The organism is Sphingobacterium sp. UDSM-2020 (assembly GCF_016132525.1).
GTDB classification, from domain to species: Bacteria; Bacteroidota; Bacteroidia; order Sphingobacteriales; family Sphingobacteriaceae; genus Sphingobacterium; species Sphingobacterium anhuiense.
On the sequence record NZ_CP066166.1, the window covers coordinates 3,922,891 to 3,939,570 of the forward strand.

Here is a 16,680-nt window from a genome sequence, read left to right on the forward strand (position 1 = left end):
TTAAAAAATAAATAGTTTAATAATAATTCGGTTATTAGATAAACCATATGAGAAGGATAAAGGGTTCGATAATATAATTTGTCGAACCCTTTTTATTAATCTAAATTAATCAGCTAAAGTAGAGATATCCATATCTGGCTTTGGAAGATTAAGTTGTTGAATTTCTTTTTTGCACTTATCAACCATTTCTTGTGTCATTTCGTATGTATAATTACCATAATCATCATAAGTAAATTTTCCAACATGGAAGAAGCCATAAAGATCAAAGAAATCTGTGAGATCAAGTTTTGCGACCTGTGATGCTGTTTTTACAAAATTCAATTGGTGTACAGCAGGGTTGTTTCCACGATCGCCCATTACTTGACCGCCACCGCGTCTGCTTCTACGTTCAGGATTCTGTTTGCGGAAGGCTTCAAATAAATCGGGGTAAAAATTAGGATTTTTACCTTGATTTGCGAAATACAGTTGAAGTTGCCAGAAAGGTACTAATCGATTGAATACATCCGGATCCTGCAGGTAACTTATTTTACCATTAATGATACTTTCTCTGGATTTTTTGTAATTACCTTGTTCTGAAAGACGGCTTTTATTGCCATAAGAAGTTGTTACATAAAGGGAGAAAATATTATTACTTACTTCACCCAATCCTCCCCAGTTCAAATAAGGTCTTAATTGATGTACGTGTCCTACTTCATGTGAAAACCCCCAACATGGATCCCCTTTGATTACGCGGGCCGGGTCTACAACAAGCGGCATTGCATTGCCAGGATCCGTACCCATATAAGCAACTCCATCTCCGTCACGGAACATGTAATAATTATAATTTACACGCGAGAGAATTTTGTTTTCAGGGACTTTGTTATATTTAATAAGTCCCATAATACGATGCTGTCTGTAAATAAGAGAATCATAATTACTGATCAGCTCGACACCTTTTCCATAAGCATACTTTTTAATATCGGCAGCAGGGTAGGCAATCTGAATGTGTCGACCTTTGGCATCAATAACCGGATATACAGCCTGATCTACCAATTTGTTCCAATCTTGATCATTGTTTTTCGTAATGTCAAAGTAACCATTAACTGGGCTACCAATAAAATGTACACTGATTGCTTTTTCTTTTTTAGGATTTTCGGAGAAATAATCGATATAAGCCAGGCCGTCGAAATCTTTGACATCAATGATGTTGATACCATTTTTGAGTTTAAATTCTTGCTTTACAATACCCCATCCCTTTGGGTCTTTGGTCGGATCCATTCCTTCGGGAGCTCGGCGGTTCCAATTTGGAATGATCAATTTAACTTCATTATCTGCAGCGATATGATCGACAGATATGATATGGCGACCTATAGGCAGATAAATTCCGGTTATATTTTCATATTTGCTGTATCCATCACCGATCATTAAGTTATGACCTAAGGTTGAAGGGCTAAGGATAGCATTGTATTCTGCAAACCTGTACTTTTGATCATATTGATTATTTAATAAAGAGGTGGCAACCTGTTTGACCTGTGGATTTTTAATTTTATCAAGATCAGATTTTTTGATTCCTTTTTTTAGCTTAACGGCTAAAGGAGTTTCGAATACTTGTAAGTCTTGATAAGCGTCTGCATAGTCTTTAGCAGATTGCGCATGTAGACTACTTATCGTACCGGCAAGCAGTAATAAAGTAATGAATTTTAGCTTCATATTTAGATGGTTAGTTGAAGTGCTAAAATATCAAATTGTGCTAACATTAAAGCATTTTTCAATTGTAAGATTATTGTTAAGATTGTAGCTTCAACTGGCAATGTTTTTAGCGATTTGAAATAGCTTATAATCAAGAAAGCCTTTCAAAATGAATTGAAAGGCTTTCTTGATTATATTGAGATAAATTTTAATGTTTAGTGGGCAGATAAATTTTTAGCTTTTTCTTCATCAAAATTAGCTTCTAACTCGGCTAATTTCTTTTTACCATAAGCCAGTCGTGTGATCACAACGAACAGTACTGGAACGATAAAGATTGCTAAAACTGTCGCTGCAGACATACCACCAAATACTGTCCAGCCAATTGTTTGGCGAGAAATGGCTCCGGCACCAGTCGATAACATCAAAGGAATAATACCTAAGATAAATGCAAAAGATGTCATGATAATAGGACGTAGACGAAGCTTAACAGCATCTAATGTTGCCTCATATAAGTTCATTCCGATATCTACACGTTCTTTAGCAAACTCAACAATTAGAATCGCATTTTTAGCCGCTAAACCAATAATCGCAACTAAACCAATTTGTGCATAAATATTATTATCTAATGCTGGAATCAATGTTAATGTTAAAATTGCTCCAAATACCCCTAGTGGTACCGATAATAAAATTGAGAATGGAACAGACCAACTTTCATAAAGCGCAGCTAGTAGCAAGAATACAAACAGAATACATAATCCAAAGATCATAATAGTCATATTTCCAGATTTTGTTTCTTGTAAAGCCAATCCTGAGAAATCATAACTATAACCGTTCGGCAATGTTTCTGCGGCAACTTCCTGAAGCGCTCTGATAGCATCACCGGACGAATAACCAGGCGCAGCACTACCACTGACCTCTATACTTCTAAAGATGTTATAGTGATTGATAATAGCTGGATTCTGAACAAGGTTCCAAGTAACCAATGAACTTAAAGGAACAGATTCACCGCGAGCATTATTAACATATAATTTGTTGATGTCCTCAATGTTCATACGGTAATCTTTATCCGCCTGAGATACAACCCTAAAGTTACGTCCGTATCTTGTAAAATCATTAATATAAGAAGATCCAAGGTATGCAGATATAGTGGTATATATTGTCGAAACAGGAACCCCCATTTTCTTCGCTTGCTCTCTATTAACAGATAACTTGTAATTTGGAGTTTTTGTGTTAAATAGGGTATAGGCCATACCGATTTCAGGTCTCTGATTGGCTGCAGCTAGGAATTTACCAACTACACCTTCGAAGACTTTGATATCTACGGTCTGTTGATCTTGAATCATTAAACTGAAACCACCAGAAGTACCAAGACCAGGAATCGCAGGAGGAGTAACAGCGAGTACACGTGCTTTACTATAGCCAGCATATTTACCCATGATACCACCCGTAATTTGGTTAGCAGTACGCTTTCTATCTTTCCAAGGTTTTAGAGAAACGAAAACTGTCGCTACGTTAGGCTGGAAAGCTCTGTTCAAAATATTGATACCGGCAATAGCCGTAATATCTTTAATCTCTGGATAATCTTTACGTAATTCTTGCTCTACTTCATTTAAAATTTCTTTTGTACGTGTTGTAGACGAACCTTCTGGCAAGGTAATACCGGCAAAGAACATCCCATTATCTTCACCAGGAATAAATCCAGTTGGTTTTTTATTAAACATATATCCTGTACCAATGAAGATACAAAGTAAGATGATTAACGCCATAGGAGCCTTTTTGATACAGTATTTTACACCATTCGAATATTTGTTCGTTACTCTTTCGAACCAGATATTAAACTTGTAGAAAAACTTATTAAGACCTTTCGCTTCCGAGTGAACTGCTGTTGGTCTTAACATGATCGAACATAATGCCGGTGTTAATGACAGGGCAATAAATGCAGACAACATAACCGAAACGGCAATTGTTATGGAGAATTGTTGATACAATTGACCCACCATACCCGGGATAAATCCTACAGGAACGAATACTGCAGAAAGAATCAAAGCAATGGCAATAACCGGAGCTGTAATGTCTTTCATGGCACGACGCGTTGCATCTGCTGCCGACATCTTATAATGATCTATGTAATGCTGCACAGCCTCAACCACTACAATCGCATCATCGACCACAATACCAATAGCAAGCACGAATGCTAATAAAGTTAAGTTATTGATCGAGAAACCGAATAATAAGAAGAAAATAAATGTACCAACAATAGATACAGGAATCGCTAATACAGGAATTAGTGTTGCTCTCCATGACTGTAAGAAGAAGAATACAACTAAAGTTACTAATAGTAAAGCTTCAATCAAAGTGTGAATAACTGATTCAATGGAAGCATTAACAACAGAAATTGTCTCATAACCGACAACATAGTCAACATCATCAGGGAATGATTTTTTTAATCTTTCCAATGCGGTATAGATACCCTCTGCAGATTGCACAGCATTACCTCCTGGAGTTTGAGAAACCATCATACCAGAAGAAGTCATACCATTTACACGCGTACTTGTTGCATAACTGAATTGACCCAATTCTATTCTCGCTACGTCTTTTAATAAAACAATTGATCCATCGGTATTTGATTTCACAATGATTTCTTCAAAATCCTGTACCGAAGATAAATCTGAATCCGTGATCACTGGGTATTCAAATACCTGATCTGATTTTTGCGGAGTAGAACCTACCGATCCTCCCGGAATTCTTAAGTTTTGTTCAGCAATTGCTGCAGATACATCTGCAGGAGTTAGATTTAAATTCGTTAATTTATTGGCATCTAACCAAACGCGCATGGAGAATGGCTGTCCAAAAGCGGTAACCTCACCAACACCAGTGATACGTAATAATGCATCTTTGATGTATAAATTGGCATAGTTATCTAAAAACTTAGCATCGCGAGTACCTTTTGGTGATACCAGTGAAACAAGCATTAAGATATCTGTATTCGCTTTACGTGTCGTTACTCCTAAACGTTTAACAGCTTCGGGTAACGCAGGTTCAGCAATACCCACACGGTTTTGAACGTCTAATGTAGCAATATCAATATCAGTACCAACTTCAAAAGTTACGGTAATCTGTGATTGACCATTCGATGTACTGTTCGAGGACATGTAAAGCATGCCCGGTGTACCATTAATTTGACTCTCAATAGGAGTCGTTACTGTTTGTTCAACAGTTTGAGCATCCGCGCCAGTGTAGTTTGCTGTTACTGAAACAGTTGGTGGGGCTACGGATGGATATTGACTGATCGGCAATGACACAATTGAAATTCCACCTACGATCATAATCAATAGGGAAATCACAATGGCAGTGACGGGTCTTTTTATAAAAACTTCTGAAATCATATGTTTTTTTGTATCTTATAAAGTCTGTGAAAATTATTTTTTTGGTGCAGCGGCATCAGGTGCAGCAGCAGGAGCCTCAGCAACTTTTACACCTGTTTGCACATTCATGATACCATCAACAACAATTTTCTCACCGACTTTAAGGCCTGATTTTACAACTACTTTATCTCCTAATTTTAAACCTAGATCAACTTTACGTTGTTCAGCTTTACTGCTATCACCAACAACATACACGTTAAATACTCCCAACTGATCTTGAACAGCTTTATAAGGAATAACAATTTCTTCAGTTGCTGAATTCGTCTTGATATTTAAAGATAGATTCATTCCAGCTCTCAAGACATTACCAGGGTTGTCAAAATTAGCACGTACTCTTATCGTTCCTGTCTGTGGATCAACTGCACGGTCAATAGTGGCAATTCTTCCTGGAGCTGTATACTCCGTTCCATCCGGTAATACTGCGCCGATCTGTGCTGCAGAACCTGATTTTTGTAAGTTTACAAATTGAGGGATATCACGCTCGCTCACTTGGATTTCAACTGCCACAGGATTGATTGAAGATACCGTATTTAATCGTGTAGTTCCAGGATTAACCAAAGCCCCAAGACGTACATCTGATATACCTACAATACCCGCGAATGGCGCTCTTATAGTTGAACGATTTAAGTTTGTTTGTGCTGTTGTTACAGCAGCTTGTGCACCTAAGATCTGCGCTTTTTGATTTGCCAGATCTGTTTTAGCATAATCTAAAGTTTGTTTTGCGATCGCATCTTTATCTGCTAATGCTTGGTAACGGTTTAAATCTGTTTGCACACGATCCAAATTAGATTGTGCAATTTTAAGATTTGCTCTGGCTTGATCTAAAGCCGCAGTGTAGCGAGTGCCGTCAATTTCATATAATTTTTGACCTTTGGATACCGATGCTCCATCAGTTACAAATATTTGCGTTACATAACCAGAAACTTCAGCAAATAAATCAGCTTCATTTAAGGGTTTTACAGTAGCTGGATATGTTTGGTTTCCTGTGACAATTTCTTCTGTGGCAGTTGCTATGGAAACAGGTACAACACGTTCTGCTTGCTGTGCAGCCTGTTGTTTCTGAGCATCTTTATTGCCACATGACTGCCAGATTAGCGTAGTCCCAATAAAAAAAGCTGCTAATAAATGTTTTTTATTCATGATATTCTTGGTTTCTTAATGTTGTTTATTTTGTATCTACAGTTCCTAATGCTTTTTGAACATCTAGCTTACTCGATAGAAGTGCATAAAGTGCATTTAAATAATTCAATTGACTTGTTTTAAGATCAGTCTCAGCTGTCATTAAGTCTAAGTAAGTTTTAATACCTTCATCATATTGTAACTTAATCGTATCATAGACTTCCTTAGATAAGTCAACATTATCTCTTGATGTTTTCCAATCAATTAGGTTGGCATTATATGAAGCTGTTGCAAGTGCATATTCTGTGTTGACTTGATTTTTCAAATCTTCCATGCTTAAATCAATTCTACTTTCGCGTAGTTTGGATTGATTGATTTGATGCTTTCTTTTAAAACCTTGAAAAATTGGAATAGATACAGATAATCCAGCTACAGAGCTTGGGAAATTGTCATTATACAAATCCTTAAATTTGTTATTTCTGTAATTAAATGCATAGTTATAAAATGCGCTTACATTTGGGAGGTAGGTCCATTTATAGTATTGCGTTTCTAATTCTTGCATTTTTTTGGACGTTTCCAATTGTTGGAATTCAATTCTATTGGTTACGCTAGCAGATGAAGTTGTGTCAATCAGAATCTGATTTTCCATATTCGCATTCTCAAAAGATAATGTAATATCAACTTTATGATCAACTGCTATTAAATTTTTTAAATAATCATATTTATAACGGCGTAATTCAATAGTCCGCTTTTCGTCCGCATTTGCATTGCTTAACGCAATTTGAGCTCTTTTGAAATCGGTTTTGTCAACCATACCAACTTCGTAGCGTACTTTAGCGTCGTTATATTGTTTTTGAAGTCTAGCAATGTTTTCACGAACAATTTTGATCTGCTCTTCACTTGTTAAAATATCATAGTAAGCTTTACTCACTTCAACCACTGTGTTGATTTTTTGACTTTCAGTGTTTTGCTTATTGGATTGACGGATAAGTGTTGCCGCTTTTGAAGCTTGCATAAGTGCCGGATTCAAAATCTGTTGATCAGCCTGTAAGGTTAAAGCACTAGCATTCTTCTGTCCTAACGCAATGTTCTGTCCACCTATAAAAGAGGTGGGAACTTTAACATTGTAGTTGTAAGAACCATTAGCGTTTACCTGTGGCAACCAGCCAGACAAGGCAATGTCGATATCTTTTTCGCCAATTTCCTCATCAATTGCAGCCTGTTTCAGACTTATCTTGTTGCTAAGGGCATAGTCAATGAGTTGCTGCAAATTTGCTTTAGCAGGTAACGTCTCATTGCCTGTTTGTTGGGCATAACTAACATTGTATATTGTAGTCATGGCTGCCAAAGAAAAGGCTATTTGTCTAAACTTCATAAAATTATTTATTTTTAACTCCATCCCAAATGATGTTTACAACATCTTCGATGCTTTCATTTGATTTTAATTTGTTGTGTTTCACTCCTTTAATTGCTGATACAGCAGTTCCAAAGAAGACGCAAGCTAATGCTTCTACATTGGTGTCTTTTAATTCGCCTTTATTGATTCCTGTTGTTAAGAATTTAAGTATATTACTCTGACCACTAATAGATTCATTTGTTTCATAACTGTTCACCTTATAATAAGGAGATGAGTAAAATTGTTCAAAAAAACTGAACATTTCTACATGTTCTCTGTAAAATTTTACAAAGCCTTTCCATATATGAAAAAAAGTGTCTTTATAAGTCAATTTATCATCCAGCGATCCAAAGATTGCTTCATTTAAAGTGTCGCCACAGTATTGAAACAGGCTAACGATCAAATCATCTTTCGATGGGAAGTAATGATAGATTGTACCGATTGCGACATCAGCTTCCTGAGCTATCTTGCTCATCGCTGTGCCATGAAATCCATGATCTTTGATCAACCGAAGTGTGGTCTCAAATATGGAAATCACTTTAGAATTATTTTTTGTGTATTGAACGTTCATTCGGTTCCAAATGTAGAAATTTTAATCAAATCTAAATGTCAAAATATTGTAATGAAAAACTATATTTTATTCATTGCAGACATCTATTTATTCGCATTTCCAATGTTAACATATTTTAACATTTAGTTGGTTTGCTAATCAATTTGCATGGCCTATATTTGTACCATCATAATTTAGGTTTATAATTGGTTAGTAAAGGTTTTCATTCTCCCCGTTTGAAAACCTTTCTTTTTTTACCTAAATAGGTACCAACACAAAAAAAGCCTAGTTGATTAACTAAGCTTTCTTTAAATCATGGAATGTCCTACTTGCAATTTTTTAAACTCATCTGAACTTCTTCTAGACTGAATATTTTATCTTGCTTACCAAAATTTGTGGTAATATAGGTTAAAACATAGGCGATATCGATGTCGGTCAAGATTTCATTCGCTGGCATTTTAGTGTTAAATGTTTTGCCCGCAACTACAATTTCTTCTTCTAGTCCATTCTTAACAATACAGGATAAATGATCTCTATTTTTTGTTAAAAATTCTACATCGGTTAATGGTGGATATAATAGGCCTAAGCCTTCACCCTTATCGCCATGACAATTTTTACAATGATTAATATATATTTTTTGTCCATTTACGGCATATTGTGCTGTCTTTATATCTTTGCCTGACTGGCAACTGCTTATCGAGCATAAAGAATATAGAGCGATCAATACTCCTAAAAGATATAGTTTTATCATTTTACTTTTCTTCGAGTAGGATAGCAAGTTCTTTTTGTAGTTTCGCAACTTGCTCATCATTAGTACCGTCATAAGCACCGCGTATTCTTTTTTGTTTATCTACTAATACCAGATATCCTTGATGATCATATCCTCCTGGCGCATTTTTGTCTTCTGCTGTGTAAACTAGGTATTGGTTTGCAATTCCATAGATATCGGCTTTTGATCCCATTACAAAATTCCAATGATCATTGCTAACACCCAATTTATTGGCATATTCTTTCAAGACATGTGGCTGGTCATATTTGAAATCAATGCTATGTGATAAAAAGTAAACTTGATCACTATCCTTATATTGCTCGTATACTTTCAACAGATTTCTGTTCATAGTAGGGCATATACTTGGGCAATGAGTGAAAAAGAAATTAGCGATATACACTTTGTTATCGAAATTCTTATCCGTTATATAGACACTATCTTGATTTAGAAATTTGAAAGGTGGGATGGTATGGTATAGGGTATCAATAACCGTCTTACCATCTATAATTTTCTCTACTGGTTCACGTTGACCATAAATAGGAAGTGTAACTGTATTGGACTGACAACTAGATATTGTAAATGTTGTTAGTGCAATAAGAAAAGAAGCACCAATCTGAATTGATTTTAACATATTAATACTTTTTTAAGATTTCTTGTTTCTCTTTTGATACACGATCAAAGACTGCTTTCATGTCTTTTACTTTAGTCAATTCGCGATTAGCATAATCTACTGTCGTTGAATCGGCACTATAGTCTTTCATCCAATCCATCATATGATCTGTTGCATCTTCGAGATTGCTTTTTAACTGAGACAATTCTTGTCGAGTATTTGTTGTATCTAGATTAGGTTTAGCTGTTTTTATAGCACTAAGGTTTGTGAGGATGGAATCGATAGTAACTGCATCTTTATCAAAAATACTTACTTGCGGCATGATCTCATCATGAATTTTCATGGTTTCTTCTTGTGTTTTCGCTAAATCATTTTGATTATTTGTATTTGAGCTATTGGCACATGAAGTTATTGCAAAAGCTGACGCAACTAAAAAAGCTAATTTTTTCATATTGAAATATTTTGTCTGTTACCGACAAAGATACCAAATAGATAAAGAAGATAATAGCTTATTATACTCTGGTGTATGTAAAATTCAGGTCACGAATATAGATTTCATTTTTCGCAATGGCACAAATTTCATTTTGATCGTTCACAATTTCTACAGAAAATGTCTTAATAATCCGACCTCTGTTTTTAAGTGTATCCATGCATTCATTAAAATCCTCGTCAGTTATTTTGATCGAAAATCTAAGATTGGTCAAGCCAGGCTTTTTATATTCAATGGATGCTGATTTGAGCCAAGCTACAGTTTTTTTAAATCCATGCGATTGTAAGCGCTGATCAATAAGAATCGCATAAAAAGGATCAACTGCTGAAAAAATTGTTCCACCAAATATGGTACTATTTGAGTTTTTATTGAAAATACTTTTGATAATTTTTACATCCACACCTTGAAAGTCTGTATGAATATTTTTGACCCATATGCGTTGGAATAAAAATGGCGGATAAATTCTTAATAACCACTTTAGGGATTTGGGACTATACAACATGGTGCAAATGTAATACAATAAATTAAAATTCGTTTGCTAATTGATTTGTAAAAATGGTTCCACAATGATATTTTTATAAAAAAATAAAATATGGCTAACCAACCCGAAATGTCCTCAAACAAGAATGTTTGGATTATTATTCTTGTTGCCTCATTGGGGTATTTTGTTGATATATATGACCTCATTATCTTTTCGATTGTTCGTGTTAAATCTTTTGAAGAAATAGGTGTTTCTCCTGCGAATATGCGTTCCGAGGGGGAGTTTGTATTAAATATGCAGATGGGCGGATTACTGATTGGAGGTGTGATCTGGGGGATCATTGGTGATAAGTTTGGGCGATTGAAAGTCTTGTTTGGTTCGATTTTGCTGTATTCATTGGCGAACATATCGAATGGTTTTGTACATGATGTGATGACTTACGGTATCATTCGTTTCATTGCCGGTATTGGTTTAGCGGGTGAATTGGGAGCCGGTATTACCTTAGTTAGCGAAAGCATGCATAAATCAAAACGAGGGTATGGTACCATGCTGGTTGCTACAGTTGGTGTTTTAGGCGCCGTTTTAGGATATTTTATATCTGAACAATATGATTGGAGAACTGCCTACTTTGTTGGTGGCGGTATGGGATTGTTGTTACTGTTAATGCGGGTAGGAGCACTCGAGTCTGGCTTGTTTAAAACAGCAGAAGAGAAAACAGTAGTGAAGGGCAAGTTTAGTATGCTTTTTACTGATAAACGTCGTTTTAAAAGATATTTATACTGTTTGTGCATCGGATTACCAATTTGGTTTGTGGTAGGCGTACTGGTTACTCAGGCTCCAGAGATTGGTAAAGCGCTACATGCGCCAGTTGTTCTTAGTGCTGGAAAAGGAGTTTTGTTCACCTATCTGGGGATTTCTTTAGGGGATTTACTGGCAGGTTTATTAGCTCAGGTTTTGAAATCACGAAAGAAAGTCGTTTTACTGTGTCAAATAATTATCCTCGTAAGTTCTTCATTGTACTTATTAAGTGATGGTTTGTCTGAGACTAAATTTATATGGCTTTCCTTTTTTATGGGACTTGGTATAGGTTATTGGGCAACTTTTGTCACCATATCTGCAGAACAGTTCGGGACGAATTTGCGAGCTACAGTGGCCACTACTGCACCTAACTTTGTTCGTGGAGCACTGATCCCTTCAACAATATTGTACGGTGTTCTTGTCAATCACTTGGGTATTATTACAGCCGCATTTATGATGATATTTTTATTATCAGGAATTGCTATATATGCATTAACACAGCTCGAAGAGAGCTTTGATAAAGATCTGAATTATCTGGAAGAAGAGTAGGCAAAAATTAGCGCTTTGGACATTTGCCGCAACGATTCCCTTTTTTATATTTCTTACAACATTTTTTGAAACAAGCACATGAAAAAGGAGAAAACGGACTTGATGCTTTTGTATCAGCACAAAAATCTATTTTCTCCTTTGAGAATGTATCTTGAAGTTCTGTTCCTTGCAATTCTGAAGTATTCATAATGCAAAGATATATATTATTTATAAGTAGTCTAAATAAAAAACGTTAAATTACATCTTTTTTAGTAAGTTGTCAATTACTTTAGGGTATTGCTGATGTTCTAATTGTTGTCCTTTAAACTTAATTACCTCTAAAGTATCATGAGGCTCTACTTTAAATCGGCCTTGATAAATTACTTCTCCTTCATCAAAATGCTCATTTGCAAAATGAATTGTTATGCCATGCTCTGTTTCTTTATTTGCCAATACGGCTTTATGAACATGATCACCATACATACCTTTGCCACCATATTTAGGTAACAGCGCTGGATGGATATTAATAATCTTATTGGGAAAAGCTTGTAAAAGATTATTAGGAACTAACCAAAGGAATCCTGCAAGTACAATTAAGTCAATGTTTAAGTTTTTTAACATTTTAACAATTTCGTCCGATTTGAAAAATTCATTTCGGTCAAATACGTGGACAGGTATTTCAAAATTATCAGCTCTTTGGATAACATATGCATCAGCATTATTGCTCAATACGATAGCGATTTCGGCATCTTCAGAATATTTAAAATACTCCATTATTTTTTGGGCATTGGAACCAGAACCTGAAGCAAATATGGCAATACGTTTTTTCACAGTTTAATTGTGTTAAGTGACGTTCTAAAAAAAGTTAATCAACCAAACTTACGTTATTTTTTGTAAATAAACTAACAGCTTGGTGTTATGTGTACAATTTGACTCGTATATTTAACCTTTGGCAATACTGTTTTATTTTTAAGCTTATGAAAACATTTACATTAATACTAATTACTTTTTTACTTATACCAACAAAGCGGGTCAGTGCTCAGGCGCCTACACAGATCCCATATTTTTCTCTTCAAGAGGTATTTACCGGTAAATCTTTTAAAACGTCCGATTTACCAAAGGAGGGACTTATTATTTTTAATTACTACGATACGGGCTGTAGTCATTGTCAGAAAATGGGGGCGGGGATAGCGGAACAGCTACAGGCGTTTAAAAATATTAAATTCTACTTTGTTGCCATGAATGATGTCGAATATGTGGAAGGATTTATAAATATGTTTGCAAAGAAATTGAGACCTCATCCTAACGTATCTTTTATTTTGGATAAAAATGGACAGTTTATCAGCTTATTTAAACCTACACAAACACCTTCACTGTATATCTACGATGCAAAAACACACAAATTATTAAAACATTTAGATGGTGTTGATGATGTTAAGGTATTGCAAGTAGCTTTGCAACAGCTAATCAAATAGTTTTGCTTGTCTTCTAGTTGTAATTTTTAAATACAAGAGTCTTTTTTTGATACAACTAATTATAAATATTTGCTATTTTTGCGACATCAAATCAAGATATGAGCGACTCAATTAAACACGAGTGCGGTATTGCACTTATTCGACTGTTAAAGCCCCTTTCTTATTACCAGGAAAAATACGGTACGCCTTACTACGGCATAAACAAATTGTACTTATTGATGGAAAAGCAACACAACCGTGGCCAAGATGGTGCGGGTATTGCGACCATAAAATTCGACGTAAAGCCAGGAAATCGGTACATTTCTCGTTACAGAGCGATGGGATCCAGTGCTGTGGCTGATATCTTTGAATATGTACAAAAGAAGTTTGCATCTGTACACAAGGCATATCCGGAGGAATCTAAAGATACACAATGGTTAAAAGATAATGTTAGTTTTACCGGAGAGGTATTATTAGGTCATTTGCGTTACGGTACTCATGGTAAAAATAGCATTGAAAGTTGTCACCCTTTCTTAAGACAGAACAACTGGATGTCTCGCAATTTGGTTGTTGCCGGTAATTTTAACATGACAAATGTTGACGAATTATTGCAACAGTTGTACGAGCTAGGTCAACACCCAAAAGAAAAGGCAGATACAGTTACTGTATTAGAAAAAATTGGACATTTCTTAGATGACGAAAACCAGGATTTATTTGACAAGTTTAAGAAAGAAGGTTATTCTAATATTGAAATCAGTTCTCTGATTGCAAAAAACTTGGATGTTCCTAAGATCTTAACGCGTTCAGCAAAAACTTGGGATGGTGGTTATACGATTGCAGGTATATTTGGTCATGGAGATGCATTTGTTATGCGCGACCCTGCCGGTATCCGTCCTGCTTTCTATTATAAAGACGATGAAGTGCTTGTTGTTGCTTCAGAAAGACCAGTTATTCAGACTGCATTTAATATTCCAATTGATAAAGTGCAGGAAATTAAACCTGGACATGCGTTGATTGCAAAAAAAGATGGGACAGTTACCGAAGAAATGTTTAGAGAGCCTGTTGAGCAAAAATCATGTTCTTTCGAGCGTATCTATTTTTCAAGAGGTTCAGATGCTGATATTTATAAAGAGCGTAAAAAATTAGGCCGCCTTTTATGTCCGCAAGTATTAAATGCAATTGATAATAATATTAAGAACACGGTATTTTCTTTTATTCCAAATACGGCTGAAGTATCTTACTACGGTCTGATGGATGGTATCAATACCTACGTTAGAGATTTTCAAAAGGATGCCTTATTAAATAGAGCGGATAAGATTGATGACGGTGAGTTAGAAGATATTTTAAGCATTCATCCTCGTTTTGAGAAATTGAATGTGAAAGATGCTAAGTTACGTACATTTATTACGCAAGATGCTGATCGTACTGATATGGTACAGCATGTATACGATACAACTTACGGAATTGTTAAAGATCATGAAGACACAATCGTTGCGATTGATGATTCCATTGTAAGAGGAACAACCTTAAAACAAAGTATCTTAACAATTTTAGATCGTCTGAATCCGAAGAAGATTGTAATTGTTTCATCAGCACCGCAAATTCGTTACCCAGATTGTTACGGTATCGATATGTCTAGAATGGGTGAGTTTGTTGCTTTTGAAGCGGCTATATCGTTATTAAGACAACGTGGTTTAGCACATATTATTGATGAAGTATATCAAAAATGTTTGGTTTCAATAACAGCAGATATTGACGAAATAGAAAATTACGTCAAAGCTATCTACGAACCCTTTACAGATGATGAAATTTCAAATGAAATTGCGAGAATCATTACGCCACATCATTTGAAAGCTGAAGTAACAGTGATTTTCCAGACTTTAGATAATTTACATATTGCTTGTCCTGATCATAAAGGTGATTGGTACTTCTCTGGTAATTATCCGACTCCTGGAGGAAATAAAGTTGTCAATAAAGCATTTATGAACTGGGTAGAAGGTAAGAACGTAAGAGCTTACTTCAGTAGTTAATAAGAGCGAAATACATATTATGGAAAAGGCCCGATATTTATATATCGGGCCTTTTCTATAATATGTATTTTAAGTCAATTTTAATCTAAAATAATCGATTGTATACCTATTCGTTAGAACTGCTACAAACGTTTCAAAACAAAGTAAAATCCTACTGCTGTACACGCGAGAACGGCAGAGGTAGCCCACCAAAGTGTTGTGAATCCAAAGGATCCAACTATATTTGTCCCTAAAAGCGGTGAAAAAATATTCGCAGCAGAGAAGGCTAATGAATTGAAGCCCATATAGGCTCCCTGTGTTTTGGCTGTTGACCTGTTTATGGTTACAGTTGCCATAAAAGGCAGTGTTAACATTTCGCCGATGCCAAACACGAAAAAAGTAACATAGAGCATGAATACCCCTGCATGTATATTGAACATGGCATAAGATATAGAACAGAAAAGCGTTCCGATTACCAATGTTTTTGTGATGGTCAATTTGTTTTCTGCAATATGTACAATAAACATTTCTAGAAGAACGATAATTAAACCGCTCCAGCCCATTAAAAATCCGATCTCATGTTCATTTAAGTGATGCACTTCACGATAGAAAATAGGAAGTGTCGATATGAGTTGGAAAAAACATAATGAGAATATACAGCAAAGGATATTAAAGATGATAAATGGACTATCTTTATATGGATTTCGTTCTTTTTTATGCTGCGATGTTGTGGTAATAGGTGCTGTTTTTAAAGTTTTTAAATTGTTTTTTTCCTTCTTATAGAAAAATAGAAAAAAGACAACCGCTGCCACTGCTGCCGCCATTGCATTTCCGTAGAATATCCAGTTAAAGGATATCCCTGCTAAAAAGCCACCAACCGCAGGTCCAATTGAAAACCCCAAATTAACCGCTAATCGATTCAATGAAAAAGCACGTGTTATATTTTCAGGTTTAGCATAGCTTGCGACCGAAACCGAGTTGGCAGGTCTGAATGCGTCAAAGACAGCACTCAAAATAAAGATCATAATACCTAAAGACTCGACAGTCCTGAAGTAAGGAGTGATCAGAAATAGGGGAGCTGCTAATGTCAAACTGAGTAGCTGGACTTTAAAACTCCCAAATCGATCTGTCAGCCAACCTCCTACATGTGAACCGCAAACAGATCCAAAGCCGAAACACATCAGAACAAGACCAACCTGCTTAATGTTGAAATTAAGAGCCTGGGTCATGTAAATTCCTAAAAATGGGATTACCATGCTTCCCATTCTGTTGATAAGCATTACAATTGCGAGCAACCATGCGGAGCGCGATAACCCTTTGAAGGATCCGATATAGATGGATAAAAGTTTTTTCAAGTGAATATGTAAAAAAAGCCAAAGGAAT

Annotated in this window: 15 protein-coding genes; 3 read left to right on the plus strand and 12 right to left on the minus strand. The window is 35.7% G+C overall.

The window, feature by feature from the left end; all coding sequences use genetic code 11:
• Positions 1 to 105: 105 nt before the first annotated feature.
• The 9 genes from JAZ75_RS16460 to JAZ75_RS16500 form a co-directional block, all read right to left on the minus strand.
• Positions 106 to 1,689, minus strand: a complete 1,584-nt coding sequence (locus JAZ75_RS16460) for a M60 family metallopeptidase (RefSeq protein WP_208696749.1) — start codon at positions 1,687 to 1,689, stop codon at positions 106 to 108.
• A gap of 194 nt (positions 1,690 to 1,883) precedes the next feature.
• Positions 1,884 to 5,054: an efflux RND transporter permease subunit gene (locus tag JAZ75_RS16465; RefSeq protein ID WP_132772675.1), complete on the minus strand. Its 3,171-nt coding sequence runs from the start codon at positions 5,052 to 5,054 to the stop codon at positions 1,884 to 1,886.
• A gap of 33 nt (positions 5,055 to 5,087) precedes the next feature.
• Positions 5,088 to 6,233: an efflux RND transporter periplasmic adaptor subunit gene (locus JAZ75_RS16470; protein ID WP_168127459.1), complete on the minus strand. Its 1,146-nt coding sequence runs from the start codon at positions 6,231 to 6,233 to the stop codon at positions 5,088 to 5,090.
• A gap of 25 nt (positions 6,234 to 6,258) precedes the next feature.
• Entirely contained in the window at positions 6,259 to 7,587 is a 1,329-nt protein-coding gene (locus tag JAZ75_RS16475) for a TolC family protein (RefSeq protein ID WP_031288119.1), read from the minus strand.
• A 4-nt stretch (positions 7,588 to 7,591) separates the two neighbouring features.
• A complete protein-coding gene (locus JAZ75_RS16480; RefSeq protein WP_132772678.1) occupies positions 7,592 to 8,179 on the minus strand; it encodes a TetR/AcrR family transcriptional regulator in 588 nt (195 codons plus the stop codon).
• A 304-nt stretch (positions 8,180 to 8,483) separates the two neighbouring features.
• Positions 8,484 to 8,909: a c-type cytochrome gene (locus JAZ75_RS16485; RefSeq protein WP_168127460.1), complete on the minus strand. Its 426-nt coding sequence runs from the start codon at positions 8,907 to 8,909 to the stop codon at positions 8,484 to 8,486.
• 1 nt (position 8,910) lies between these two features.
• A complete protein-coding gene (locus JAZ75_RS16490) occupies positions 8,911 to 9,558 on the minus strand; it encodes an SCO family protein (protein WP_021189714.1) in 648 nt (215 codons plus the stop codon).
• A gap of 1 nt (position 9,559) precedes the next feature.
• On the minus strand, positions 9,560 to 9,988 hold the full coding sequence (locus tag JAZ75_RS16495; RefSeq protein WP_132844755.1) for a transposase: 429 nt from the start codon (positions 9,986 to 9,988) through the stop codon (positions 9,560 to 9,562).
• A gap of 61 nt (positions 9,989 to 10,049) precedes the next feature.
• Positions 10,050 to 10,529, minus strand: a complete 480-nt coding sequence (locus JAZ75_RS16500) for a DUF4442 domain-containing protein (protein ID WP_208696751.1) — start codon at positions 10,527 to 10,529, stop codon at positions 10,050 to 10,052.
• Positions 10,530 to 10,619: 90 nt separating this feature from the next.
• Here JAZ75_RS16500 and JAZ75_RS16505 point away from each other — a divergent pair, with 90 nt between their 5' ends.
• Positions 10,620 to 11,855 (plus strand): MFS transporter, encoded by a 1,236-nt coding sequence (locus JAZ75_RS16505; protein ID WP_232789235.1) that lies wholly within the window; start codon positions 10,620 to 10,622, stop codon positions 11,853 to 11,855.
• A 7-nt stretch (positions 11,856 to 11,862) separates the two neighbouring features.
• Here the strand turns inward: JAZ75_RS16505 and JAZ75_RS16510 are convergent, their stop codons facing one another.
• Together JAZ75_RS16510 and purN are read right to left on the minus strand one after the other, a co-directional pair.
• Positions 11,863 to 12,042 carry a hypothetical protein gene (locus tag JAZ75_RS16510; protein ID WP_208696753.1) on the minus strand — a complete coding sequence of 60 codons (180 nt, stop codon included), beginning with the start codon at positions 12,040 to 12,042 and terminating at the stop codon, positions 11,863 to 11,865.
• A gap of 50 nt (positions 12,043 to 12,092) precedes the next feature.
• On the minus strand, positions 12,093 to 12,665 hold the full coding sequence (gene purN / locus JAZ75_RS16515) for a phosphoribosylglycinamide formyltransferase (protein ID WP_183912049.1): 573 nt from the start codon (positions 12,663 to 12,665) through the stop codon (positions 12,093 to 12,095).
• A gap of 146 nt (positions 12,666 to 12,811) precedes the next feature.
• On the opposite strand from purN, the gene JAZ75_RS16520 reads away from it, so the two are divergent.
• Both JAZ75_RS16520 and JAZ75_RS16525 read left to right on the plus strand, forming a co-directional pair.
• A complete protein-coding gene (locus tag JAZ75_RS16520; protein WP_208696755.1) occupies positions 12,812 to 13,309 on the plus strand; it encodes a TlpA family protein disulfide reductase in 498 nt (165 codons plus the stop codon).
• A gap of 98 nt (positions 13,310 to 13,407) precedes the next feature.
• Positions 13,408 to 15,318, plus strand: a complete 1,911-nt coding sequence (locus tag JAZ75_RS16525; RefSeq protein WP_021189720.1) for a class II glutamine amidotransferase — start codon at positions 13,408 to 13,410, stop codon at positions 15,316 to 15,318.
• Positions 15,319 to 15,440: 122 nt separating this feature from the next.
• Here the strand turns inward: JAZ75_RS16525 and JAZ75_RS16530 are convergent, their stop codons facing one another.
• Entirely contained in the window at positions 15,441 to 16,652 is a 1,212-nt protein-coding gene (locus JAZ75_RS16530) for an MFS transporter (RefSeq protein WP_208696757.1), read from the minus strand.
• Between the last annotated feature and the right edge of the window lie 28 nt (positions 16,653 to 16,680).

What these genes read in the sequence shown, in the direction of transcription:
- JAZ75_RS16490 (WP_021189714.1), bottom strand. Translation starts at nt 9,558, where the DNA reads ATGTTAAAATCAATTCAGATTGGTGCTTCTTTTCTTATTGCACTAACA.
- JAZ75_RS16520 (WP_208696755.1), top strand. Translation starts at nt 12,812, where the DNA reads ATGAAAACATTTACATTAATACTAATTACTTTTTTACTTATACCAACA.
- JAZ75_RS16500 (WP_208696751.1), bottom strand. Translation starts at nt 10,529, where the DNA reads ATGTTGTATAGTCCCAAATCCCTAAAGTGGTTATTAAGAATTTATCCG.
- JAZ75_RS16465 (WP_132772675.1), bottom strand. Translation starts at nt 5,054, where the DNA reads ATGATTTCAGAAGTTTTTATAAAAAGACCCGTCACTGCCATTGTGATT.
- JAZ75_RS16470 (WP_168127459.1), bottom strand. Translation starts at nt 6,233, where the DNA reads ATGAATAAAAAACATTTATTAGCAGCTTTTTTTATTGGGACTACGCTA.
- JAZ75_RS16525 (WP_021189720.1), top strand. Translation starts at nt 13,408, where the DNA reads ATGAGCGACTCAATTAAACACGAGTGCGGTATTGCACTTATTCGACTG.
- JAZ75_RS16505 (WP_232789235.1), top strand. Translation starts at nt 10,620, where the DNA reads ATGGCTAACCAACCCGAAATGTCCTCAAACAAGAATGTTTGGATTATT.
- JAZ75_RS16485 (WP_168127460.1), bottom strand. Translation starts at nt 8,909, where the DNA reads ATGATAAAACTATATCTTTTAGGAGTATTGATCGCTCTATATTCTTTA.
- JAZ75_RS16510 (WP_208696753.1), bottom strand. Translation starts at nt 12,042, where the DNA reads ATGAATACTTCAGAATTGCAAGGAACAGAACTTCAAGATACATTCTCA.
- JAZ75_RS16495 (WP_132844755.1), bottom strand. Translation starts at nt 9,988, where the DNA reads ATGAAAAAATTAGCTTTTTTAGTTGCGTCAGCTTTTGCAATAACTTCA.
- JAZ75_RS16460 (WP_208696749.1), bottom strand. Translation starts at nt 1,689, where the DNA reads ATGAAGCTAAAATTCATTACTTTATTACTGCTTGCCGGTACGATAAGT.
- JAZ75_RS16480 (WP_132772678.1), bottom strand. Translation starts at nt 8,179, where the DNA reads ATGAACGTTCAATACACAAAAAATAATTCTAAAGTGATTTCCATATTT.
- JAZ75_RS16475 (WP_031288119.1), bottom strand. Translation starts at nt 7,587, where the DNA reads ATGAAGTTTAGACAAATAGCCTTTTCTTTGGCAGCCATGACTACAATA.